This is a genomic window from Pseudomonas sp. 2995-3 (assembly GCF_002742565.1).
Classification (GTDB): domain Bacteria; phylum Pseudomonadota; class Gammaproteobacteria; order Pseudomonadales; family Pseudomonadaceae; genus Aquipseudomonas; species Aquipseudomonas edaphica.
In genome coordinates this window covers 1-19,194 of sequence record NZ_LJSB01000224.1, presented here as the reverse complement: position 1 = coordinate 19,194, position 19,194 = coordinate 1, and the positions used below count along the sequence as shown (strand labels likewise).

The following is a 19,194-nucleotide window of genomic DNA, read 5'->3' as shown; positions in this document are numbered from 1 at the left end:
GTTCAGCCCCGCCGACTGGCGCGCTGGCTGCGGTAGGTGTCGAGGACCACGGCAATCACGATCACGGCGCCGGTAATGATGCGTTTGGTTGGCTCTGTCGCACCGATCTGCGCAAGGCCGGCGGCCAGTACCGAAATAATCAGCACACCGAAGAAGGTGCTGATAACCGAACCGCGCCCACCCATCAGGCTGGTGCCGCCGATCACTACGGCGGCGATCACTTGCAGCTCCAGGCCGGAGCCGGCATTCGGGTCCGCCGCTTCCAGGCGGGAAATCTGGAACAATGCCGCCACCCCGGCCAGCAGGCCCATCAGGCTGAACACCAGGATCTTGTAGGGCTTGGGGTTGATGCCGGCCAGGCGCACGGCTTCTTCGTTGGTGCCGATGCCGATCAGGTAGCGACCGAATACAGTACGGGTCAACACCAACTGAGCGGCGATGATCACCAACAGGGCAATGATGAACGACGGCGAAATCCCGAAAGCCACCGGGTTCGACAGCCAGGCATAGGAGTCACCGATATAGGCGGTGCGCGAGCCGGTCATCTGGTAGGCCACGCCACGCGCCATTTCCAGCACGCCAAGGGACACGATAAACGACGGAATGCGCCATGCCACGGTAATCGAACCCGTAATGGTGCCCGCCAACGCAGCGCAGCCCATGCCCAGCAATGCGGCTGGCAACACGCTCCAGCCCCAGCCCAGAATCGCCACACTGACCGCCGAAGCGGCCAGTGCCAGCACCGAGCCCACCGACAGATCAATGCCGCCGATGATCAGGATGAACGTCATGCCCACCGCCAGCACCATCAGGTCCGGGATCTGGTTGGCCAGGGTGCTGAAGGTGTCATAGGACAGGAAGTGGTCGCTGAGCACCGAGAACAGCGCAATCATCGCGAGCAAGGCGCCGGCCAGCCCCAGGTAGGTGCCCAGGCCGTAGAAGTTGCCGCCGGTTTTGCCCGGGGAAGAAGTGATTTTCATGGTGTTTCCCTAAGCACTGCGTCGTTGAGCAGCGCGTCACGTTTTTGATAGCCGGCAAAGGCGGCGGCGAGCAATTCGTCCTGGGTCCAGCTGTCGCGCTCGAAGGTCTCGATCAAGCGCCCGGCAGACAGCACACCGATGCGATCGCAGATCAGCATCAGTTCGCGCAGGTCACTCGATACCACCACCAGCGCTTTGCCCTGGCGCGTCAATTCGCCGAGCAAGGCATAAATGTCGAACTTGGCGCCGACGTCGATACCGCGAGTCGGCTCATCGAACAGCATTACCGCGCAGTCGCGCTCCAGCCAACGGCCAATCACGACCTTCTGCTGGTTGCCGCCCGACAACTCGGACACCAACTGCGCCGGGCTGGAGCTGCGGATGCGCATGGCATCGATCTGGCGCTTGGCCAAGGCAGTTTCGTCGCGGCTGTTGACCACGCCGCCACCGGAGATTTCCGGCATGTTGCCCAAGGCAATGTTGGCGCTGATGGATTGGGTCAGCAGCAGGCCTTCGCCCTTGCGGTCTTCGGTGATCAGCGCGATGCCATGGCCCACTGCGTCCACCGGCGAGCGAATGCTCACCACTTGGGCTGGCGAACCCAGGGCCACGGTGCCGCTGTCGGCCAGGTCGGCACCGAAAATAAGACGCAGCAATTCAGTGCGGCCGGCGCCGATCAGGCCTGAAATGCCATAGATCTCACCGGCACGCACCTCAAAGGACACATCGCGAACCTTGTCCGAGCGGGTCAAGCCTTTGACCGTCAGCGCCGGGCCGCCAATGGTGCGTGGCCCCAGGTCGATCTGCTCACCCAGCTCGCGGCCGACCATCAAGGTCACCAGCTGCTCACTGTTGTAATTGGCCATCGGCTCGACGCAGACCAGCTTGCCGTCACGCAGTACTGCAATGCGCTGGGCAACACGGGCGAGCTCTTCAAGCCGGTGTGAAATATAAATGATCGCCACGCCCCGAGCCTGCAGGCGGGTGATTTGTTCAAAGAGCATCTCGACTTCACGGGCCGTGAGCATGGCGGTCGGTTCGTCGAGGATCAGTACATGGCAGTCGCCGATCAGGTTGCGGGCGATCTCGACCATCTGCTGATGGCCAATGCCCAGCGTCCCCACCAGGGTGTCCGGGTCGATCGCATCCAGGCCGACCTGGGCCATGGCTTCGATCGCAGCTTTACGCAGTTGCTTGCGGTTGATCCAGCCACAGTTGCGGGGCAGGTTGTCCAGGAACAGGTTTTCGGCCACGGTCAGGGTCGGCAGCAGGTTGAGTTCCTGCATGACCATGCGCACGCCCAGCTCTTCAGCCTGGGTGCGGCTGCCGGGACGGTAATCCTGGCCATTGAACTGCATGTGCCCGGTGGTCGGCGTGACCAGCCCGCCGATGATTTTCGACAAGGTGCTTTTACCTGCGCCATTCTCACCGGTCAGCGCCAGCACTTCCCCGCGATTGAGCGTCAGGGTGATGTCGGACAGTACCGGTTGGGCATAGGTCTTGCCGATACCGCTGACCGAGAGGACAGCGTTCGGGGCGGAAGATGACATAGGAAAATCTCCAGGCGCCCGCTCAGGACGAGCGGGCGCTGTTGGGTGCTGCCAGGATTACTTCTTGAGGACGAGTTCGACCGGGGTTTCGATCACGCCGTCTTTGGACTCGACTTTTTCACCCTTGACCAGCTTGAGCGCGTTCTGGATACCGAATACCGCTTGCTGGGCTGCAGCCTGGTCGGCGGTCGCGAGTACGCGGCCGTCTTGCAACATAGGCTTGATGGCTTCGATATTGTCATAGCCAACCACCAGCACCTTGCCGGCCTTGCCCGCCGCACGTACGGCAGAGACAGCGCCCAGGGCCATGTTGTCGTTACCCGCCAGCAGTGCCTTGAGGTCCGGGTATTCGCTCAGCATGGCAGACGCCACCTTCTGGCCCTGGTCGATTTCCCAGTTACCCGATTGGGTGGAAACAATCTTCATGCCCGCGGCGTCCATCGCATCCTTGTAGCCTGCGGTGCGCTGCTGGGCATTGGTGGTGGTCGGCACGCCTTCGATGATGCCGACCTTGTCACCTGCCTTCAGTTGCTTGGCCAGGTAGTCACCCACCAGCTTGGAGCCTTTGCGGTTGTCCGGACCTACGAACGGGATATCGAGGTTTTTGCTTTTGAGCACGTCCGGGTCAAGGCGATTATCGATGTTGACGACCTTGATGCCGGCATCGGAGGCTTTCTTCAACACGGTGACCAGCGCCTTGGAATCAGCCGGAGCAATCACGATGGCGTTTACTTTGGCGAGGATCATCTGGTTGACGATATCGATCTGCGCGCTGGTGTCGGTTTCGTTCTTGATCCCGTTGGTGATCATGTCGAAATCGGCGGCGTGTTCTTTCTGATAAGCCTTGGCGCCGTCCTGCATGGTCACGAAAAATTCGTTGGCGAGGGACTTCATCACCAGGCCGACCTTGGGTTTGGCGGCGGCGTCATCGGCAAAAGCAGAGGAAAGGGGCAGAGCAGCGGATGCGGCAGCAAGCACAGCGACAGCAAGAAGACGTCCAGCAAATGGCAGCTTCATGGGTTCACTCCGATCTTATGATTATTGTGAGCAACGCTTGCACTGCGAAACATCTCGCAAACGTTTGCGTTGTTCAAACTATGAGAACCTTGTCGAGATTTGTCAACGGGTGAAAAGCGTCTTTCATCCAGGCGCTCGGTTACCTTCCCTTACACCCTGCGGGTCGCAGGATTGAACCTCAGCTTCTCCCGGTCGTTGGCTAAAACGACAGGCTATGGCGCCCAAGTCCCACACCCACCGTTGATATTCCATCATGGTTTTCGGACAACCGAACGCAATACCACCCTGCTGTTCGGAATGCCGGACGAGCACGCTGCCCACTCATCTTAAAATTCAATATAAGTTGTTTTAAATCAACACGTTAATTTATGACCGCGAACATCATGGGCTTGGTACAAATCCTGCTCTTTCCAAGCACCTCGCGGCATTCAGAACGGCCCGGGTGTTCTCGATGAACCTGCTACAGCACTCATCAAAAACCAGAGAGAAAAATAATGAAATCTGCACTGAAGACTTTTGTTCCGGGCGCCCTCGCCCTCCTGCTGCTGTTCCCCGTTGCCGCCCAGGCAAAGGAAGTTGAAACCAAGACCAAACTGTCCAACGTGGTGATCCTCGCCACCGGCGGCACCATTGCTGGCGCCGGCGCCAGTGCGGCCAACAGTGCCACGTACCAGGCGGCCAAAGTCGGCATCGAACAACTGATCGCCGGCGTTCCTGAGCTTAGTCAGATCGCCAACGTACGCGGCGAACAAGTGATGCAAATTGCGTCCGAAAGCATCAACAACGAAAACCTGCTGCAACTGGGCCGCCGTGTTGCCGAGCTGGCCGACAGCAAGGACGTGGACGGTATCGTGATCACCCACGGCACCGACACCCTGGAAGAAACCGCTTACTTCCTCAACCTGGTGGAAAAAACCGACAAGCCAATCGTGGTGGTCGGCTCCATGCGCCCAGGCACCGCCATGTCGGCGGACGGCATGCTCAACCTGTACAACGCCGTGGCCGTTGCCGGCAGCAAAGACGCGCGCGGCAAGGGCGTACTGGTGACCATGAACGACGAGATCCAATCGGGTCGCGACGTCAGCAAAATGATCAACATCAAGACTGAAGCGTTCAAGAGCCCATGGGGCCCGCTGGGCATGGTGGTTGAAGGCAAATCCTACTGGTTCCGCTTGCCTGCCAAGCGTCACACCATGGATTCCGAATTCGACATCAAGACCATCAAGAGCCTGCCGGACGTTGAAATCGCCTACGGCTACGGCAACGTGAGCGACACGGCTGTCAAAGCCCTGGCCCAGGCCGGCGCCAAAGCCATCATCCATGCCGGTACCGGCAACGGTTCGGTGTCTTCCAAGGTGGTGCCTGCCCTGCAGGAACTGCGCAAGCAAGGTGTGCAGATCATTCGTTCTTCCCACGTGAATGCCGGTGGTTTCGTTCTGCGCAATGCCGAACAGCCTGACGACAAGTACGACTGGGTCGCCGCACATGACCTGAACCCACAAAAAGCCCGGATTCTGGCGATGGTTGCCCTGACCAAGACCCAGGACAGCAAAGAGCTGCAACGGATGTTCTGGGAATACTGATCCCCGGTAACACGGGTAGAGGCGGGTTCACCCGCTTCTACCTCTCCTCTTACACCTCGATACAACTCCCCGCGCTCAATCACCTCGCTGAAAACGCTGCCAGACAAACCTCCTGAATTTTAAGCAGTTGCGAAAATCGTAACAGTTAAATACTGTATGCCCGTACAGCACACTAAGGAATACTCCGTGGCAACGTCCTCTTCCGCAGCGCCAACCCCTGACGCGTACGCACGCCTTGCCGTTCGCGTGCAAAAAATCATCAATTCGACCAATGCCCAGAAAGCCAAGGCTGCCTTGATCTTTCGCTTGCCGGATGAGCCTGAGGAGGAATGGGCGCGCTTGCTGGAGGAGATTGCGGAGAACGACAACGTCACCCTCGCCTACCGGGATGACGGTGGCGTGCAGATTTTCTGGGTTGTGCCGAAGGAAGATTGATTCAATGAGTGGCCGTTTTATTGCTGTTTTTTGCCTGTTTTTTGCCGTTACAGCCCACGCACAGGCGCCTCGAACCTTCAGCGAGGCCAAGAAAGTCGCCTGGAAGCTCTACGCCCCGCAATCCACGGAGTTCTACTGTGGCTGCAAATACACCGGCAACCGGGTCGATTTGAAAGCCTGCGGTTACGTACCGCGCAAAAATGCCAACCGTGCCGCACGCATCGAATGGGAACATATCGTCCCGGCCTGGCAGATCGGACATCAGCGCCAGTGCTGGCAAGCCGGCGGGCGCAAAAACTGTACGCGTCACGATGATGTGTTCAAGCGCGCCGAGGCGGACCTGCACAACCTGGTGCCGAGCATCGGCGAGGTCAATGGCGACCGTAACAACTTCAGTTTTGGCTGGCTGCCGGCGCAACGCGGGCAGTACGGCTCATGCCTGACCCAGGTCGATTTCAAGGCCAAAAAAGTCATGCCCCGCCCGTCTATTCGCGGAATGATCGCCCGAACGTATTTTTACATGAGCAAACAATACGGCTTGCGCCTGTCAAAACAGGACCGCCAGCTGTATGAAGCCTGGAACAAGACCTATCCGGTGCAACCCTGGGAGCGCCAGCGCAACCAGACTGTGGCGTGTGTGATGGGGCGCGGTAACGAGTTCGTCGGCCCGGTAAACCTGAAGACCTGCGGTTGAGCGTGGGCGGAGTTGCCGCCCACCCTGCCGGTTATTGCGCGACCTTGTGCTCGATAACCTCTGATTCGGTATCGTTTTTCTTGGCCCGTGCGAGCTTTTCGGTCAGCAGCGCCTGCTTGGCTTCAGCCTCGGCCTTGCTCGCGAACGGGCCTAGATACACCTCGTCCTTGCCGTCTGTTTTGACGATATAGAAGTTGAAACCATGTTCGAGCAACCAGGCAGTCAGGTCGGTGATTGCTTGCAGCTTATGGTCCGGCGGGCCTACCCACACATCCCATTCCTGAGCGGCAATCGCCCCGGTTTGTGGCTGGCTCTCGGTCACGGCAGGCTTGGCCTTGGGGGCGTCAACCGGTTTACCTTCACCGCAACCGGCCAACGCCAACACCGCAATTGCCATCGCTACTTTACGCACTGCCCTGCTCCTTTAAGGATAAAGAGGCAACTTTATCATTCACTGTCTATTCTGGCCGTCATAAACGTTGGCTTAAACAATGCGAATGATGTATCGCAGACCTGTATGATGCCGCCATGGGAATTAATGTCGCCTCTATGCGTCCTAAAAGAGGCAGTCACAGGGAAGCGCTTAGCAGTAAGCTACACACATCCGACACCTGCCCTGTCTGAAACATGTGTCCTTAAAAGTAATCAAGGAGAAGTCCATGCTGATACTCACCCGCAAAGTTGGTGAAAGCATAAACATCGGTGATGACATCACGATCACCATCCTGGGCGTCAGCGGCCAGCAAGTACGAATCGGCATCAACGCACCCAAGGACGTTGCCGTGCATCGCGAGGAGATCTACCAGCGCATTCAGGCTGGCCTGACAGCTCCGGACAAAAACCAGACTCCTTGACGCCTCACTCAGTAGCCAGCCTTTTCGTTCATTGTGATGGCTGGCGAAAACCCTTCCGCCCACTCGCGCTTCCTGCATGATCGGCGTGCTTTATGCTTTCAGCTACGCTGCAAGATAAAACTGTCTTGGCGACTGGAACTTGTTGCGTAATTCGCGGCCGAATCCACTGACTATAACCCTACCATCAGTGTGCGTTCAGGAGCACGTCGATGAGACCGATTGCAAAACAACCGCTTGCCTCCAAGTCTTGGGGGATCGCCCTGCTGATAGGGCTGGCCTTCGTGGTGCTGGGATATGGCGTGAAGTTCGAGATCGAAACAGTCAGTGACCCCGGCAAGCGTTCGTCGATGGAACTTACACTCTTCTTGTGCGGCTACCTGTTCGTGTTCTGCCTGCAGCCTATCCAGAAAGCCATTTTGCGCAAATTATGCCAGCGCGCCGCGCAACGTGAGCACCCGAAAACCGCACGTTGATGGCGGCTAATCTGCTATTAGATCGCCGGTATTTACAGGTCGGCGGCAGGATCTATGCTTGGGCTTGCACGGTTTCTGAAAGGCATTGACGCAGATGGATACCCTCAGCAAATCTCAAATCGAAGCGGCCCTGGCGGCGCGTTTGCCCAGCTATGCGATCACCTGTACGTTACACGCTGACGGCACCCTTTCCGCCATCCTTAGTGGTCCGGAAACCGACCATTTCGCGATTACCGGCATCGTGCGCGCGCACTACCATGGCCCCGAGGCGATTGCCCGGCTTGCCAATGAAATCCTCAGGGAAATGGTGCTTTCGCGCCAAGGCATCAAGAGCAGCCGACTGCAGGCGCCACCCGACTCGCCTTCCTGCGCACAAAGCCGAGACCAATAACGGGCTCGGCTTTTTCGTTTCAGTCTTCCAGGCGCTGCAAGCGTAACGTGCCCTCTGCATCGCGCAGAACCTGCAGCGGCTGATAGTCGTTAATGCAGGCATGCGCCGTGACGATCGGCGTCAGGTGTGTATTGGTTACAACCAGCACATCCGCGCCGGCCGCCTCCCCGGCGCGAATCCCCACCGAAGCGTCTTCGAACACCAGGCAATCCTGCACCGGCACACCCAGACGCTGGGCGCCCAGCACGTAACAGGCGGGATCGGGCTTGCCGCTGGCAACGTCCTCGGCCGTCACCAGCACGGCTGGGGGCGTAATACCGGCCGCAGCCAGGCGTCGTAGCGCGAGCGCCTTGGGCGCAGACGTGACCAGTGCCCATTGATCGCCAGGCACGCTATTCAGAAACCCGACAGCACCGGGAATCGCCACCACGCCTTCGACGTCGTTGATTTCGGCCTCGGTAATCCACTGTGCTTCAACTTCGGGGTCCACGCCTGGCAGTGCCTGGCGAGTAATAGTGTCAATGGCGCGTGCGCCATGAATGGTGGTCAGGAACGCCGCCACCTCCAGACCGTGGCGTTCAGCCCAGATGCTCCACACGCGCTCGGCGGCGGCAATGGAGTTGAGCAGGGTGCCATCCATATCAAACAGGAAGGCGCGATAACGTTGGGTGAATACGGCTGGACCTCGAATGGACACTGCGTGGCTTCCTCATAGGCGGTAACAAATAATCGGCCCGATGCAATCTACGGGTCACCTCCTCGCTTGTAAACGCCAGCGGTATCTGGCGGCCCCTGCGATTGAATGACAGGTTTGTAATGAGCCTGTAAGGCTTGTCAGCACCCTCGCTTCATACAGTGGCGTCGTCAGTCACCCACACCGGGTGGCACAACTTCCCACTGATGATGAAGGGCCGCACGATGAAACCTGCCAGCAAACTCTGCCTGATCGCCGCCAGCCTGTTGATGCTGGGTACCGGCACCGCCATGGCCGGCACTGTCGCGCCGATCAAGGCCAACAATGTGGTGCTGGTGCACGGGTCCTGGGCTGACGGCTCGAGCTGGTCCGAGGTGATCACGCGCCTGCAGGCCGCCGGGCTGCATGTGACCGCCGTACAAAACCCACTGACTTCGGTGGCCGATGACGTCGCTGCCACCAACCGCGTGCTGGACCAACAGGACGGCCCTACCGTGCTGGTCGGTCACTCCTACGCCGGCACCGTGGTCAGCGACGCCGGGGCGAACCCCAAGGTCAGCTCACTGGTGTACGTGGCCGCCCGTGCACCGGACGCCAACGAAGACTTCGTCGCCCTGTCTGCCAAATACCCCAGCACGCCGGTGCGCGCCGGTGTCGTCGAGCACGACGGTTACCTGACGCTGAACCAGGACGCCTTCCTCAAGTACTTCGCCGCTGACGTGCCGCGCGCCAAAGCCCTGCAGCTGTTCGCCGTACAACAGCCGATCGCCAAGACCCTCTTCAACGGCCGCACGGTGAATGCCGCCTGGCACACCAAGCCGTCCTGGTACGCAGTGTCGAGCAATGACCAGACCATCAACCCGAACCTGGAGCGTTTTCTGGCCAAGCGCATGAACGCGACCACCATCGAACTGCCGTCGAGCCACTTGTCGCTGGTGTCCCACGCCAAGGCAATCACCGACCTGATCCTCGAAGCGTCCGGCCGCCAGCCTTAAACCACGCATTACAAACTTGTCATGATCCTGTTGGCTGGCTGTTTGGGGTGCCTGGTTACTGTGAACTCACTGCCAGCCCCGGCAGCCAACCCTTAAAGAGAGCTACTGCCATGAAACTGTTTATCCTGGGCTTTGCCGCTTTGCTTGCTACCGGCTCTGCGTTCGCTGCCGACACAGCCCCTGAAACTAAGGTGATCCACGACAAAACCGGCTTCTTCGTGCACCTGGACGTGGCCAAAGTGCTGTCGAGCACCGACACCTACGGCCAATGCGGGATCGTCCCGGCACAACTCAAATACCTCGACTCCCAAGACCGTGAACACGTGCTGGACTACCAGGTGCAAGGCATCGGTTGCCCCAGTGACAATTGATCCGGCTACACTTGCGCAACGCAGCGAACCAGGGCACTTCCCATGAACATCCTCGTAGTCGAAGACGAACCCAAGGCCGGCAATTACCTGCTCAATGGCCTGCAGGAACTGGGTTACTCGGTGAGCCTTGCCCGCGACGGCGTAGACGGCTTGCACCAGGCGCTGGAAACGCCCTTCGACGTCATCGTGCTGGATGTGATGATGCCGAAAATGGACGGCTGGGAAGTGCTGCGCCGCCTGCGCAAAGAGGCTGACACGCCGGTGCTGTTCCTCACTGCCCGCGATGACATCGCCGACCGCATCAAGGGCCTGGAACTGGGCGCCGACGACTACCTGATCAAGCCCTTCTCCTTCGCCGAACTGGTCGCGCGCTTGCGTACCCTGACGCGTCGCGGCCCGAGTCGCGAAGAAGAGCAACTGCACATCGCCGACCTGCAGATCGACGTGCTCAAGCGCCGCGTCACCCGCGGCGGCACGCGCATTACATTGACCAACAAGGAGTTCGCCCTGCTGCACCTGTTCGCCACGCACCAGGACCAGGTGTTATCACGCTCGATGATTGCTTCGCGGGTCTGGGACATGAACTTTGACAGCGACACCAATGTGGTCGACGTCGCCGTGCGGCGCCTGCGCCTGAAAATCGACGACCCGTTCCAGCTCAAATTGATCCACAGCGTGCGGGGCATCGGCTACCGCTTCGACACCCAGCCATGAACCCTCGCCGCCATTATTCGCTGACCCTGCGCCTGGCGCTGATCTTCGCCCTGCTCGCCTTCGCGCTGCTCGCCACCTTGGGCGTTGCGTTGTACCGCGAGCTTGAGCGTGAACTGATCAAGCGTGACGACGCCGCACTGATTTATCGCGCCGACCAGTTGCGCAACCTGCTCAAGGACAGCAACACCCTGGACCTGATCAAGACCAAGCCAGAGCTGTTCCAGAACATGCTGGGCAACAGCGAGTCGGTGCTGAGCATCGCGGCGCCGGGGCAAAAGCCGTTGCTGCTGGTAAACCCGGGCAACATTGCAATGCCAGATGTGCCGCCCGTGCCCACCAACCGTGAACTGGGCTTTGCCGACGTGCACCATTTACCCGGTATCAATGGCGTGCCTTTCGCCACCGTGGCCGCGTCCATCGACTCGGGCGACCTGGGCAGCCTGCAAGTCACCACCGGGCGCCTGATGACCGAACGCACGGCGATGCTCGCCAGCTATCGCTTGAGCGTGTTTATCCTCGCCAGCATCGCCGCGGTCATTCTCGCCATCGTCAGCTACCTGCTGGTGCACCGCGGGCTGGTGCCACTGCGGCGCCTGGCCGTGCACACCCAAGGTATCGGCGTGGGCAACCTGGCCGAACGCCTCGACAGCCACGGCGCGCCCAAAGAGCTGCTGCCGATGATCGACGCCTTCAATACCATGCTTGAACGGTTGGCCAAGGGCTTTGTGCAACTGAGCCAGGTATCCACCGACATGGCCCACGAGCTGCGCACGCCGATCAACAACTTGCTGGGGGAAACCCAGGTCGCCCTGCAACAGAGCCGTAATGTGGAGAGCTACCAGCAACTGCTGGCGTCCAATGTCGAAGAACTCGAACGCCTGGCACGAATGCTCGACAACATGCTGTTCCTCGCCCGTACCGACCCGGCCAGCGCACTGCGCCAACGCCAGGAACTGAGTGCGGCGGATGAAGTGGAGCGTATAGCCGACTACTTCGAAGGGTTGGCGAGTGATGTGGATATTCACATTCAGGCCGAGGGCGAAGGCCTGATCTGGGCCGAACCGATGCTGTTGCGCCGCGCCTTGGCAAATTTGTGTGCAAACGCCATCAAGTACGGCGCACCCAGTTCGCAGTTGCTGATTCAGGCCATTCCAGACGCCGAGGGCATCAACTTGCGCGTCAGCAACCAGGGGCAGACCATTCCCGCCGAGCATTTGCCGCGCCTGTTCGAGCGTTTTTACCGGGTGGATGAGTCACGGGAACGCTCGGCCCAGTCCAATGGGCTGGGGCTGTCGATTGTGGCGACCATCATGCAGCTGCATAACGGCCGCTACCGGGTCACCAGTGAGGCCGGAGTGACCTGTTTTGAGTTGTTTTTCCCCAGGCGCGAAGCCTGAACACCGCGAGCCGGGTCAACTGACCTGGCCACCGGCCTGCACCACATCAACCGGTGTGTTCCATGCCACCTGCACCGCCAGGCGCAAGCCTTCTAAGGTTGTCACCAATGGCATCGATGCCAGCCCAGTCCCCACCACCTGCTCCGGCAAGTTCGGCACATGGATGAACCCACTGCGAACGTCCGTGCCGGCCAGCGCGTGCTGCAACAGATAAAACACCTGATTACACACAAACGTACCCGCCGTCTGCGAAACCGCCGCAGGCACCCCGGCCTCGCGCAACGCCTTGACCATGGCCTTGATCGGCAATGTGCTGAAGTACGCCACCGGCCCGTCGATCACCACGGGCGTATCGACAGGTTGCTCACCCAGGTTATCCGGGATGCGCGCATCGTTAACGTTGATCGCCACCCGCTCCATGGAAATGCTGTCGCGCCCAGGCCCAAGCCCCGTGGCGATCACCATCGCCGGGCGCAATTGGGTGATCCACTCAGCCAGGCACTCCTCCACCAAGGCAAATGCACAAGGCAGTCGGCGCGCAACAATCTGCACACCCTCACCCAAAAGCATCCCATCCAACTGGCGTACAGCCTCCCAGGACGGGTTGACCGGGTCTTGATCAAAGGGCTCGAAGCCCATCAACAGTAACGTTTGCATCCTGGCCTCACATCAACAGGTAAAGCAGCACAATATTGACCACCAGCATCATCAATGCCGTGGGCAATTGCGCCTTGATGACCGCGTTCTTGTCCGGCAACTCCAGCAAGGCTGCCGGAACTATATTGAAGTTGGCCGCCATCGGCGTCATCAACGTGCCGCAATAGCCGGAGAACATGCCAATCGCCGCCATTACCGCCGGGTTGCCGCCGTAGATGCCCACCAGCACCGGCACGCCGACACCGCCGGTCATCACCGGGAACGCCGCAAAACCATTGCCCATGATCACGGTAAACAGCGCCATGCCCAATACATACACCATCACCGCCACCAGCTTGAAATCCAGGTTGATATAGGTGGTGGTGACATGGGCAACCGCTGTGCCGACCCCGGCTTCATTGAACAGCAAGCCGAGCATGGCGAGCATTTGCGGCAGCACCATGGCCCAGCCCAAGGCTTCGGTCAGGCGCCGGGATTCACGCAAGGCTTGCACCGGTGTGTCGCGGGTCAACCAACAGGCCAGGCCGAGGGCGATCAGGCAACCGATGCCCAAGGAGACAAAAGTGGTGTTTTTCGGGTCCAGCAATGGCACGCCACCGATTTCGGTGTGCTTGAGCAATACCGAGCCAATCACGGTGGTCAGCGGAATGGCCAACGCCGGGATAAACAGCTTGTGGCCAAGCCGACCGGCACTGGCGCGGGCAGACTTGTCATGCAACTGGGCATGCGCGCCACGCCCCACGCCGCCCAAACCTGCGATCAACGCCATCACCACCACGCCAACGCCGATAACCACCGGCGGCAAACGCTCCCCGACCAGGAACGGAATGGCAAACAGCAACCAGAATGCCGCGCAGGACCAGCGCTTGGGATGGGTACGATCCAGCAGGATCATGCCTGCGGTAATCAACAGCAGAATGCCGGCCAGCCAGTACAGGTACTCGATGGAGATAATCATTGCGCAGACTCCACCGGCGTGGCGACGGGCGTCATCTCGCGGGTAAGTCTTCGGTCGAACCGGTGCAGGCGAATCGCGTGGATGATAAACGCACAGATCGCCGTCGGAATGCCCCACACCGCGATGTGCAACGGCTCCACATCAATCCCCGAACCGAGCAGGAAGGTGTGCATCAGCGCAATCGCACCAAAGGCAACAAAGATGTCTTCACCGAAAAACAGCCCGACGTTATCGGTCGCCGCACACATGGCCAACACCTTGTGGCGCAGTTTGTCCGGCAGTTTGCCGTAGCGTTTTTCCGCTGCGCCTTCGGCCATCGGCGCCAACAGCGGGCGCACCATCTGCGGATGCCCGCCCAGGCTGGTGAGGCCCATGGCGGCCGTGGACTCGCGCACAAATAGATACATGATCAACAAGCGCCCCACCGTGGCGCGCTCGAAGCGGGCGATCCAGTTCTGCGCATGCAGGCGCAGGCCATGGCGCTCCAGCAGCCCAATAACGGCCAGGGGCAGTAACAGGATCAATTGCAAGGCGCGGGTCTGAAGGAAGCCTTCGCCCATGCTGGCGAGGATTTTTTCCAGCGGGAAGTGGGCGGCAAGCCCCGTGGCAATGGCTGCGGCGGTCACCACCAGCAACGGATTGAAGCGCAGGACAAAGCCAACCACGATGACAAGTACGCCGATCAACGGCCATAGGTTCACAACAGTTTGCATGACGATTAAGTCCTAGAATGCGCGCTGCGGCGCCATGACGGCAGGTGTGAACAAAGGGTTCACAGCATGAAAGTGGCGTGCAGCCCGACGTGGTTTTTTATTGTTGACCTGGGAGGTCGAGCGTCAGTGGCGGCAACTGTGCTGCTTGGGGGCGGGAGGTGTCCAACAAGAAAAATTGTTGCTGCAAACCAATAAATTTTGTCGGTGATGGGCGCCGGGTGGCCCGGCGCTTTGAGGGAGTTCAGCTCAAGCGCTTGTGGAAAAAATGGCGTTTATGGCCCGGCGGGAAATCAGCAATGTGGCCAAATTCAGTGAAGCCCTGCTTGCGATAAAACCCGGGCGCCTGGAAGCTGAAAGTGTCCAGCCAGATGCCCTCGCATCCGCGTTCACGGGCCAGGTCTTCAGCCGCACGCATCAATCGCGTGCCCGTGCCTTGGGTGCGCATCTGGTCGGGAATGCTCAACAGTTCAATGAACAACCACCCGAAGGAAATCTCCCCGTAAAGACCGCCCACTACTTCTTGAGAAGCGGGATCACGCAGCAAAATACCGACCGTTTCGGACGGCATCTGGCCGGTGTGGCTGCGGTTGAAAGCCCGCAGCGGCTTGAGAATGGCCTCGCGCTCCTGCGCCGTCACGTCGAACGATACTTCCATTGCCAATTCCATTACGGACTCCATGGGTTGAATTCAATCGTTCCTCAGTATGCCTTGGGCGCACCAAACCTGAGTGGATCTGCGCCAGTTTCATTAACCCAGCGGCGCTCAATCACCTTAAGTCGTCTCGACAGCATGGATCTCGTTCCAGACCTATACTCAATACAGTGTTGCGCGGTCCTGCGCAGCGCTCAGCGCAGTATTGCCGATGGAGGCAGCCGCTATGTACGCCGGACAAACGAGTATGGCGACAACAAATGGTGAGATACGGTGCCAGATGTTTGCACAGATTATCTGCCTGTTATCGGTGGCTACGCTGTTCTGCTAGCAGTTCTCAGCGCAGTAACCCGCAAAGCGGTATGGGCAGGTATTGGCAAAATTCCAGCCAAAAAAAGAGCCCACCTTTCGGTGAGCCCTTCAACACTCAAGGTTTTGCACGTGTCAGAAGTGTGAGACTCAGGCCAGCTCGGCCAAATCTTTTACGTCAAAAGGCTTCAAGTCGGCCGAATTGCCCGATCGAATTTTCCTCACCCACTGCGCGTCACTCAACAGTGCTCGCCCAACAGCGATCAAGTCGAACTCCTCTTTCTCCAATCGCTGCACCAAATTGTCGATGGCTGCCGGTTGGGAGCTTTCGCCGCTGAAGGCGCCGAGGAAGTCGCCGGACAACCCCACAGAGCCGACACTGATAGTCGCAGCGCCCGTCAGCTTTTTGGCCCAGCCGGCAAAGTTCAGACCCTGCTCGCCGTCCAGTTCCGGGAACTCGGCTTCCCAGAAGCGCCGTTGAGAGCAATGCAAAACGTCCACACCGGCCTCCACCAGTGGCACCAGCCAATCGGACATGCTTTCAGGCGTCGTAGCCAATCGGGCGCTGTAATCCTGCTGCTTCCACTGACTCAGACGCAGAATGACCGGGAAATCCGGCCCTACGGCTGCGCGTATGGCCTTGACCACTTCCGCCGCGAACCGTGAACGCTCCTTGATCGTTGCGCCGTTGAAGTGGTCGGAGCGTTCATTCGTACCTGTCCAGAAAAACTGGTCCAGCAGGTATCCGTGGGCACCGTGTATTTCGACGGTATCAAACCCCAGCCGCTTGGCGTCAGCAGCGGCCTTGGCGAACGCCGCAATGGTGTCGGCAATCGCCTCATCATTCATGGCCTGCCCCAGTGGTTTCTGCGGGCCGGCAAGCCCCGACGGGCTCTCAAACCCACCGGCGGGCGCCCAGTCTTCCTGGAAACTGGGCGCGGCCCCGACGTGCCAGATCTGCGGCCCCATTTTGCCACCGGCGCGATGAACACCATCGATTACTGCTTTCCAGCCTGCGAGTGATTCATCGCCATGGAAAAACGGAATCCGCGACATATTACGAGCGCCCGGACGATCCACCACAGTCCCCTCAGACAGAATTAACCCGACCTGGTTTTCCGCACGCTTGCGGTAATAAGCGGCGATTTGTTCGTCAGGCACACCGCCCTTGGCGAAAGCGCGCGTCATAGGCGCCATTACAATTCGATTCTTCAGGGTCAAGGACTTGATCGTGAACGGCTGAAATAGAGAGTCGAGATTCGTAGAACTCATTGAGAGATGCTCCGAGCAAAAGGAAACTCCATGGTATAAGGTGTATACCTAATATCAATAAGGCACTTAAAAGTGCTCAGGTATACCCGAGGAAACTACATGCAGGAAAAAGCTATTCAGGCGTTGGGGCAAAACGAGAACCCTCCAGTCGTCTACGCCGCTGATTGCACCAGCCGGATACTGCTCGATCAGATCGCGGACAAATGGTCCGTATTGATACTGGCAACGCTCTGTAAAAGCCCGCTGCGCTTCAATGAAATCAAACGTCGACTCGACGGCATTACGCAAAAAGCGCTCACGCAAAGCCTGCGTCGCCTGGAGCGCAATGGCATTTTGTCGCGCCGCGTCATTCCCTCTTCTCAAGTCGCCGTCGAGTACAGCGTTACGGACCTGGGGCATACGCTGGAAGAGCCATTTCGTGCGTTATATAGGTGGACGCTCCAACATTCTGAAGCTGTGATGAACGCCCAGGCGGCATTCGATAAGCTTGCAGAAGAGCAGCAGCACGACGGGTAAAAGCATAACGATGGCGGCGGGAGTGTTGATAAGGAAGTTTTACAAATCGCAGGCAACAAAAAAGGGCCCACCTTTCGGTGAGCCCTTCCAGACCGCCCAGCAGAGCGGATTTTGTTTGGTAGGCGCGATTGGACTCGAACCAACGACCCCCACCATGTCAAGGTGGTGCTCTAACCAACTGAGCTACGTGCCTGCTGTGAGGCGGCATTCTACGGAATTCCGAAGGGGTGTCAACATCTTTTTTGCAGCTAACCCTATGAATATGCGAATTTTTTATTTGTGAAAGGCATGCCCGGGGTTTTCGGGTGGCTGGCAGGCAATTTTCAACTCAGGTAGGATCGGCGCACTCGTAAAAAATATAAAACAGAGGTTCCAGGATGGCGAACACCCCCTACCCCCAGTCGTATTACGCCGCGTCCGCGAATGCGGTTCCGCCACGCCCGGTGCTGCAAGGTGAAGTCGAAACCGATGTCTGCGTGATTGGCGCCGGTTATACCGGCCTGTCCAGCGCGCTGTTTCTGCTGGAGAACGGTTTTCGCGTGACGGTACTGGAAGCCGCCAAGGTCGGCTTTGGCGCCTCGGGCCGCAATGGTGGGCAGATCGTCAACAGCTATAGCCGCGACATCGACGTGATCGAACGCAGCGTTGGCCCCAAGCAGGCGCAGTTGCTGGGGCAGATGGCGTTTGAGGGCGGCAGGATCATTCGTGAGCGCGTGGCCAAGTACCAGATCCAGTGCGACTTGAAGGACGGCGGTGTGTTCGCTGCACTCAACAGCAAGCACATGGGCCACCTGGAGTCGCAGCAGCGCCTGTGGGAGCGCTACGGCCATACGCAGCTTGAGTTGCTGGATGAGCGCCGTATCCGCGAAGTGGTGGCCTGTGACAACTATGTCGGCGGCCTGCTGGACATGAGCGGCGGCCATATTCACCCGCTCAACCTGGCACTGGGCGAAGCAGCGGCGGTAGAGTCCCTGGGCGGCACGATTTACGAGCAGTCTGCGGCGGTGCGCATCGAACGCGGCGCCAACCCTGTGGTACACACCGCCGAGGGCAAGGTCAGGGCCAAGTTCATCATCGTCGCGGGCAATGCCTACCTGGGCAACCTGGTGCCGGAGCTGGCGGCCAAGTCGATGCCGTGCGGCACCCAGGTCATCACCACCGCCCCGCTGGGCGATGAACTGGCCAAGACCTTGCTGCCGCAGGACTACTGCGTCGAGGACTGCAACTACTTGCTGGACTACTACCGCCTCACCAGTGACAAACGCCTGATTTTCGGCGGCGGCGTGGTGTATGGCGCGCGCGACCCGGCCAACATCGAAGCGATCATCCGCCCGAAGATGCTCAAGGCCTTCCCGCAGCTCAAGGATGTGAAGATCGATTACGCCTGGACCGGTAATTTCCTGCTGACCCTGTCGCGCCTGCCACAGGTGGGTCGCCTGGGCGACAACATCTATTACTCCCAGGGCTGCAGTGGCCACGGCGTGACGTACACGCACCTGGCGGGCAAGGTGCTGGCAGAAGCGTTGAGAGGCCAGGCAGAGCGTTTTGATGCGTTTGCCGACCTGCCGCACTACCCGTTCCCGGGCGGGCAACTGTTGCGCACACCGTTTGCGGCGATGGGTGCCTGGTATTACGGGCTGCGGGATAAGCTGGGGTTCTGATTGCGATAGCTGGCTGCCGACGATGGCCATACCTTGGACCGAGGTGTAGCTATCGCAGGCAAACCAGCTCCCACATTGACCAGTGGCAGCTTCAGAAGAAGCTCAACCCAAAATATCAAATCGCAGACACAAAAAACCCCGGTCTTTCGACCAGGGTCTTTGCTATCGGATCAAAGCAGCTTAACACTTGCTTTGTGCTCCAAGGCGTTCAGTGGGCCTTGGGGCAGATATGGCGCAGCGGACGGGACTCGAACCCGCGACCCCCGGCGTGACAGGCCGGTATTCTAACCGACTGAACTACCGCTGCG

22 protein-coding genes and 2 tRNA genes are annotated in these 19,194 nt (G+C 59.2%); 12 read left to right on the top strand and 12 right to left on the bottom strand.

All coding sequences use genetic code 11. The features are described from left to right. Nucleotides 1-2: 2 nt before the first annotated feature. The 3 genes from AOA62_RS23410 to AOA62_RS23400 are packed head-to-tail and all read right to left on the bottom strand — an operon-like array spanning nucleotide 3 to nucleotide 3,547. A complete protein-coding gene (locus tag AOA62_RS23410; protein ID WP_099549914.1) occupies nucleotides 3-980 on the bottom strand; it encodes an ABC transporter permease in 978 nt (325 codons plus the stop codon). Continuing rightward, complete coding sequence (locus AOA62_RS23405) at nucleotides 977-2,530, bottom strand: sugar ABC transporter ATP-binding protein (protein WP_017138768.1); 1,554 nt, start codon at nucleotides 2,528-2,530, stop codon at nucleotides 977-979. Before AOA62_RS23405 ends, AOA62_RS23410 begins: the two co-directional genes overlap by 4 nt. A gap of 57 nt (nucleotides 2,531-2,587) precedes the next feature. Continuing rightward, entirely contained in the window at nucleotides 2,588-3,547 is a 960-nt protein-coding gene (locus AOA62_RS23400) for a sugar ABC transporter substrate-binding protein (protein ID WP_099549913.1), read from the bottom strand. Nucleotides 3,548-4,041: 494 nt separating this feature from the next. Between AOA62_RS23400 and AOA62_RS23395 the strand changes: the two genes are divergently transcribed. The 3 genes from AOA62_RS23395 (at nucleotide 4,042) to AOA62_RS23385 (ending at nucleotide 6,259) form a co-directional block, all read left to right on the top strand. Beyond that, entirely contained in the window at nucleotides 4,042-5,130 is a 1,089-nt protein-coding gene (locus AOA62_RS23395) for an asparaginase (protein WP_056861272.1), read from the top strand. Between the two features lie 186 nt (nucleotides 5,131-5,316). Beyond that, a complete protein-coding gene (locus AOA62_RS23390) occupies nucleotides 5,317-5,565 on the top strand; it encodes a DUF1654 domain-containing protein (RefSeq protein WP_017138765.1) in 249 nt (82 codons plus the stop codon). A 4-nt stretch (nucleotides 5,566-5,569) separates the two neighbouring features. Next, nucleotides 5,570-6,259, top strand: coding sequence for an endonuclease (locus AOA62_RS23385; RefSeq protein WP_056861270.1), 690 nt, complete (start codon nucleotides 5,570-5,572; stop codon nucleotides 6,257-6,259). A gap of 31 nt (nucleotides 6,260-6,290) precedes the next feature. Here the strand turns inward: AOA62_RS23385 and AOA62_RS23380 are convergent, their stop codons facing one another. Beyond that, on the bottom strand, nucleotides 6,291-6,671 hold the full coding sequence (locus AOA62_RS23380; RefSeq protein WP_026013817.1) for an SPOR domain-containing protein: 381 nt from the start codon (nucleotides 6,669-6,671) through the stop codon (nucleotides 6,291-6,293). Nucleotides 6,672-6,918: 247 nt separating this feature from the next. Between AOA62_RS23380 and csrA the strand changes: the two genes are divergently transcribed. From csrA to AOA62_RS23365, 3 genes are all read left to right on the top strand, one after another. Continuing rightward, nucleotides 6,919-7,113 (top strand): carbon storage regulator CsrA, encoded by a 195-nt coding sequence (gene csrA / locus AOA62_RS23375; protein WP_003192511.1) that lies wholly within the window; start codon nucleotides 6,919-6,921, stop codon nucleotides 7,111-7,113. Between the two features lie 209 nt (nucleotides 7,114-7,322). After that, nucleotides 7,323-7,586 (top strand): hypothetical protein, encoded by a 264-nt coding sequence (locus AOA62_RS23370; RefSeq protein WP_017138763.1) that lies wholly within the window; start codon nucleotides 7,323-7,325, stop codon nucleotides 7,584-7,586. A gap of 94 nt (nucleotides 7,587-7,680) precedes the next feature. Beyond that, nucleotides 7,681-7,977: a hypothetical protein gene (locus AOA62_RS23365; protein WP_017138762.1), complete on the top strand. Its 297-nt coding sequence runs from the start codon at nucleotides 7,681-7,683 to the stop codon at nucleotides 7,975-7,977. A 19-nt stretch (nucleotides 7,978-7,996) separates the two neighbouring features. On the opposite strand, the gene AOA62_RS23360 is transcribed toward AOA62_RS23365, so the two are convergent. Continuing rightward, nucleotides 7,997-8,674, bottom strand: a complete 678-nt coding sequence (locus AOA62_RS23360) for an HAD-IA family hydrolase (RefSeq protein WP_099549912.1) — start codon at nucleotides 8,672-8,674, stop codon at nucleotides 7,997-7,999. Between the two features lie 221 nt (nucleotides 8,675-8,895). On the opposite strand from AOA62_RS23360, the gene AOA62_RS23355 reads away from it, so the two are divergent. The 4 genes from AOA62_RS23355 (at nucleotide 8,896) to AOA62_RS23340 (ending at nucleotide 12,148) form a co-directional block, all read left to right on the top strand. After that, nucleotides 8,896-9,666, top strand: a complete 771-nt coding sequence (locus AOA62_RS23355; protein WP_099549989.1) for an alpha/beta fold hydrolase — start codon at nucleotides 8,896-8,898, stop codon at nucleotides 9,664-9,666. A 110-nt stretch (nucleotides 9,667-9,776) separates the two neighbouring features. Further along, complete coding sequence (locus AOA62_RS23350) at nucleotides 9,777-10,037, top strand: DUF2790 domain-containing protein (protein ID WP_099549911.1); 261 nt, start codon at nucleotides 9,777-9,779, stop codon at nucleotides 10,035-10,037. A gap of 42 nt (nucleotides 10,038-10,079) precedes the next feature. Next, nucleotides 10,080-10,751, top strand: a complete 672-nt coding sequence (locus AOA62_RS23345; protein ID WP_017138758.1) for a heavy metal response regulator transcription factor — start codon at nucleotides 10,080-10,082, stop codon at nucleotides 10,749-10,751. Further along, the gene (locus tag AOA62_RS23340; RefSeq protein WP_099549910.1) at nucleotides 10,748-12,148 is read left to right on the top strand and encodes a heavy metal sensor histidine kinase; all 1,401 of its coding nucleotides are present in this window, start codon (nucleotides 10,748-10,750) and stop codon (nucleotides 12,146-12,148) included. Before AOA62_RS23345 ends, AOA62_RS23340 begins: the two co-directional genes overlap by 4 nt. A 15-nt stretch (nucleotides 12,149-12,163) precedes the next feature. Here the strand turns inward: AOA62_RS23340 and pcp are convergent, their stop codons facing one another. From pcp to AOA62_RS23315, 5 genes are all read right to left on the bottom strand, one after another. After that, the gene (gene pcp, locus AOA62_RS23335; protein WP_099549909.1) at nucleotides 12,164-12,805 is read right to left on the bottom strand and encodes a pyroglutamyl-peptidase I; all 642 of its coding nucleotides are present in this window, start codon (nucleotides 12,803-12,805) and stop codon (nucleotides 12,164-12,166) included. Nucleotides 12,806-12,812: 7 nt separating this feature from the next. Then, on the bottom strand, nucleotides 12,813-13,763 hold the full coding sequence (locus tag AOA62_RS23330) for a DUF979 domain-containing protein (protein ID WP_099549908.1): 951 nt from the start codon (nucleotides 13,761-13,763) through the stop codon (nucleotides 12,813-12,815). Beyond that, a complete protein-coding gene (locus tag AOA62_RS23325) occupies nucleotides 13,760-14,476 on the bottom strand; it encodes a DUF969 domain-containing protein (protein WP_099549907.1) in 717 nt (238 codons plus the stop codon). Before AOA62_RS23325 ends, AOA62_RS23330 begins: the two co-directional genes overlap by 4 nt. Nucleotides 14,477-14,717: 241 nt before the next feature. Further along, nucleotides 14,718-15,143, bottom strand: coding sequence for an N-acetyltransferase (locus AOA62_RS23320; protein ID WP_017138753.1), 426 nt, complete (start codon nucleotides 15,141-15,143; stop codon nucleotides 14,718-14,720). Between the two features lie 444 nt (nucleotides 15,144-15,587). Beyond that, nucleotides 15,588-16,709, bottom strand: a complete 1,122-nt coding sequence (locus AOA62_RS23315; protein WP_099549906.1) for an NADH:flavin oxidoreductase — start codon at nucleotides 16,707-16,709, stop codon at nucleotides 15,588-15,590. A gap of 99 nt (nucleotides 16,710-16,808) precedes the next feature. On the opposite strand from AOA62_RS23315, the gene AOA62_RS23310 reads away from it, so the two are divergent. Next, the gene (locus tag AOA62_RS23310; protein ID WP_017138750.1) at nucleotides 16,809-17,225 is read left to right on the top strand and encodes a helix-turn-helix domain-containing protein; all 417 of its coding nucleotides are present in this window, start codon (nucleotides 16,809-16,811) and stop codon (nucleotides 17,223-17,225) included. Nucleotides 17,226-17,341: 116 nt separating this feature from the next. On the opposite strand, the gene AOA62_RS23305 is transcribed toward AOA62_RS23310, so the two are convergent. Next, nucleotides 17,342-17,418: transfer RNA gene (locus AOA62_RS23305), tRNA-Val, on the bottom strand. A gap of 184 nt (nucleotides 17,419-17,602) precedes the next feature. On the opposite strand from AOA62_RS23305, the gene AOA62_RS23300 reads away from it, so the two are divergent. Then, nucleotides 17,603-18,886: an FAD-binding oxidoreductase gene (locus AOA62_RS23300; RefSeq protein WP_099549905.1), complete on the top strand. Its 1,284-nt coding sequence runs from the start codon at nucleotides 17,603-17,605 to the stop codon at nucleotides 18,884-18,886. A gap of 230 nt (nucleotides 18,887-19,116) precedes the next feature. On the opposite strand, the gene AOA62_RS23295 is transcribed toward AOA62_RS23300, so the two are convergent. Continuing rightward, nucleotides 19,117-19,193: transfer RNA gene (locus tag AOA62_RS23295), tRNA-Asp, on the bottom strand. Nucleotide 19,194 lies beyond the last annotated feature (1 nt).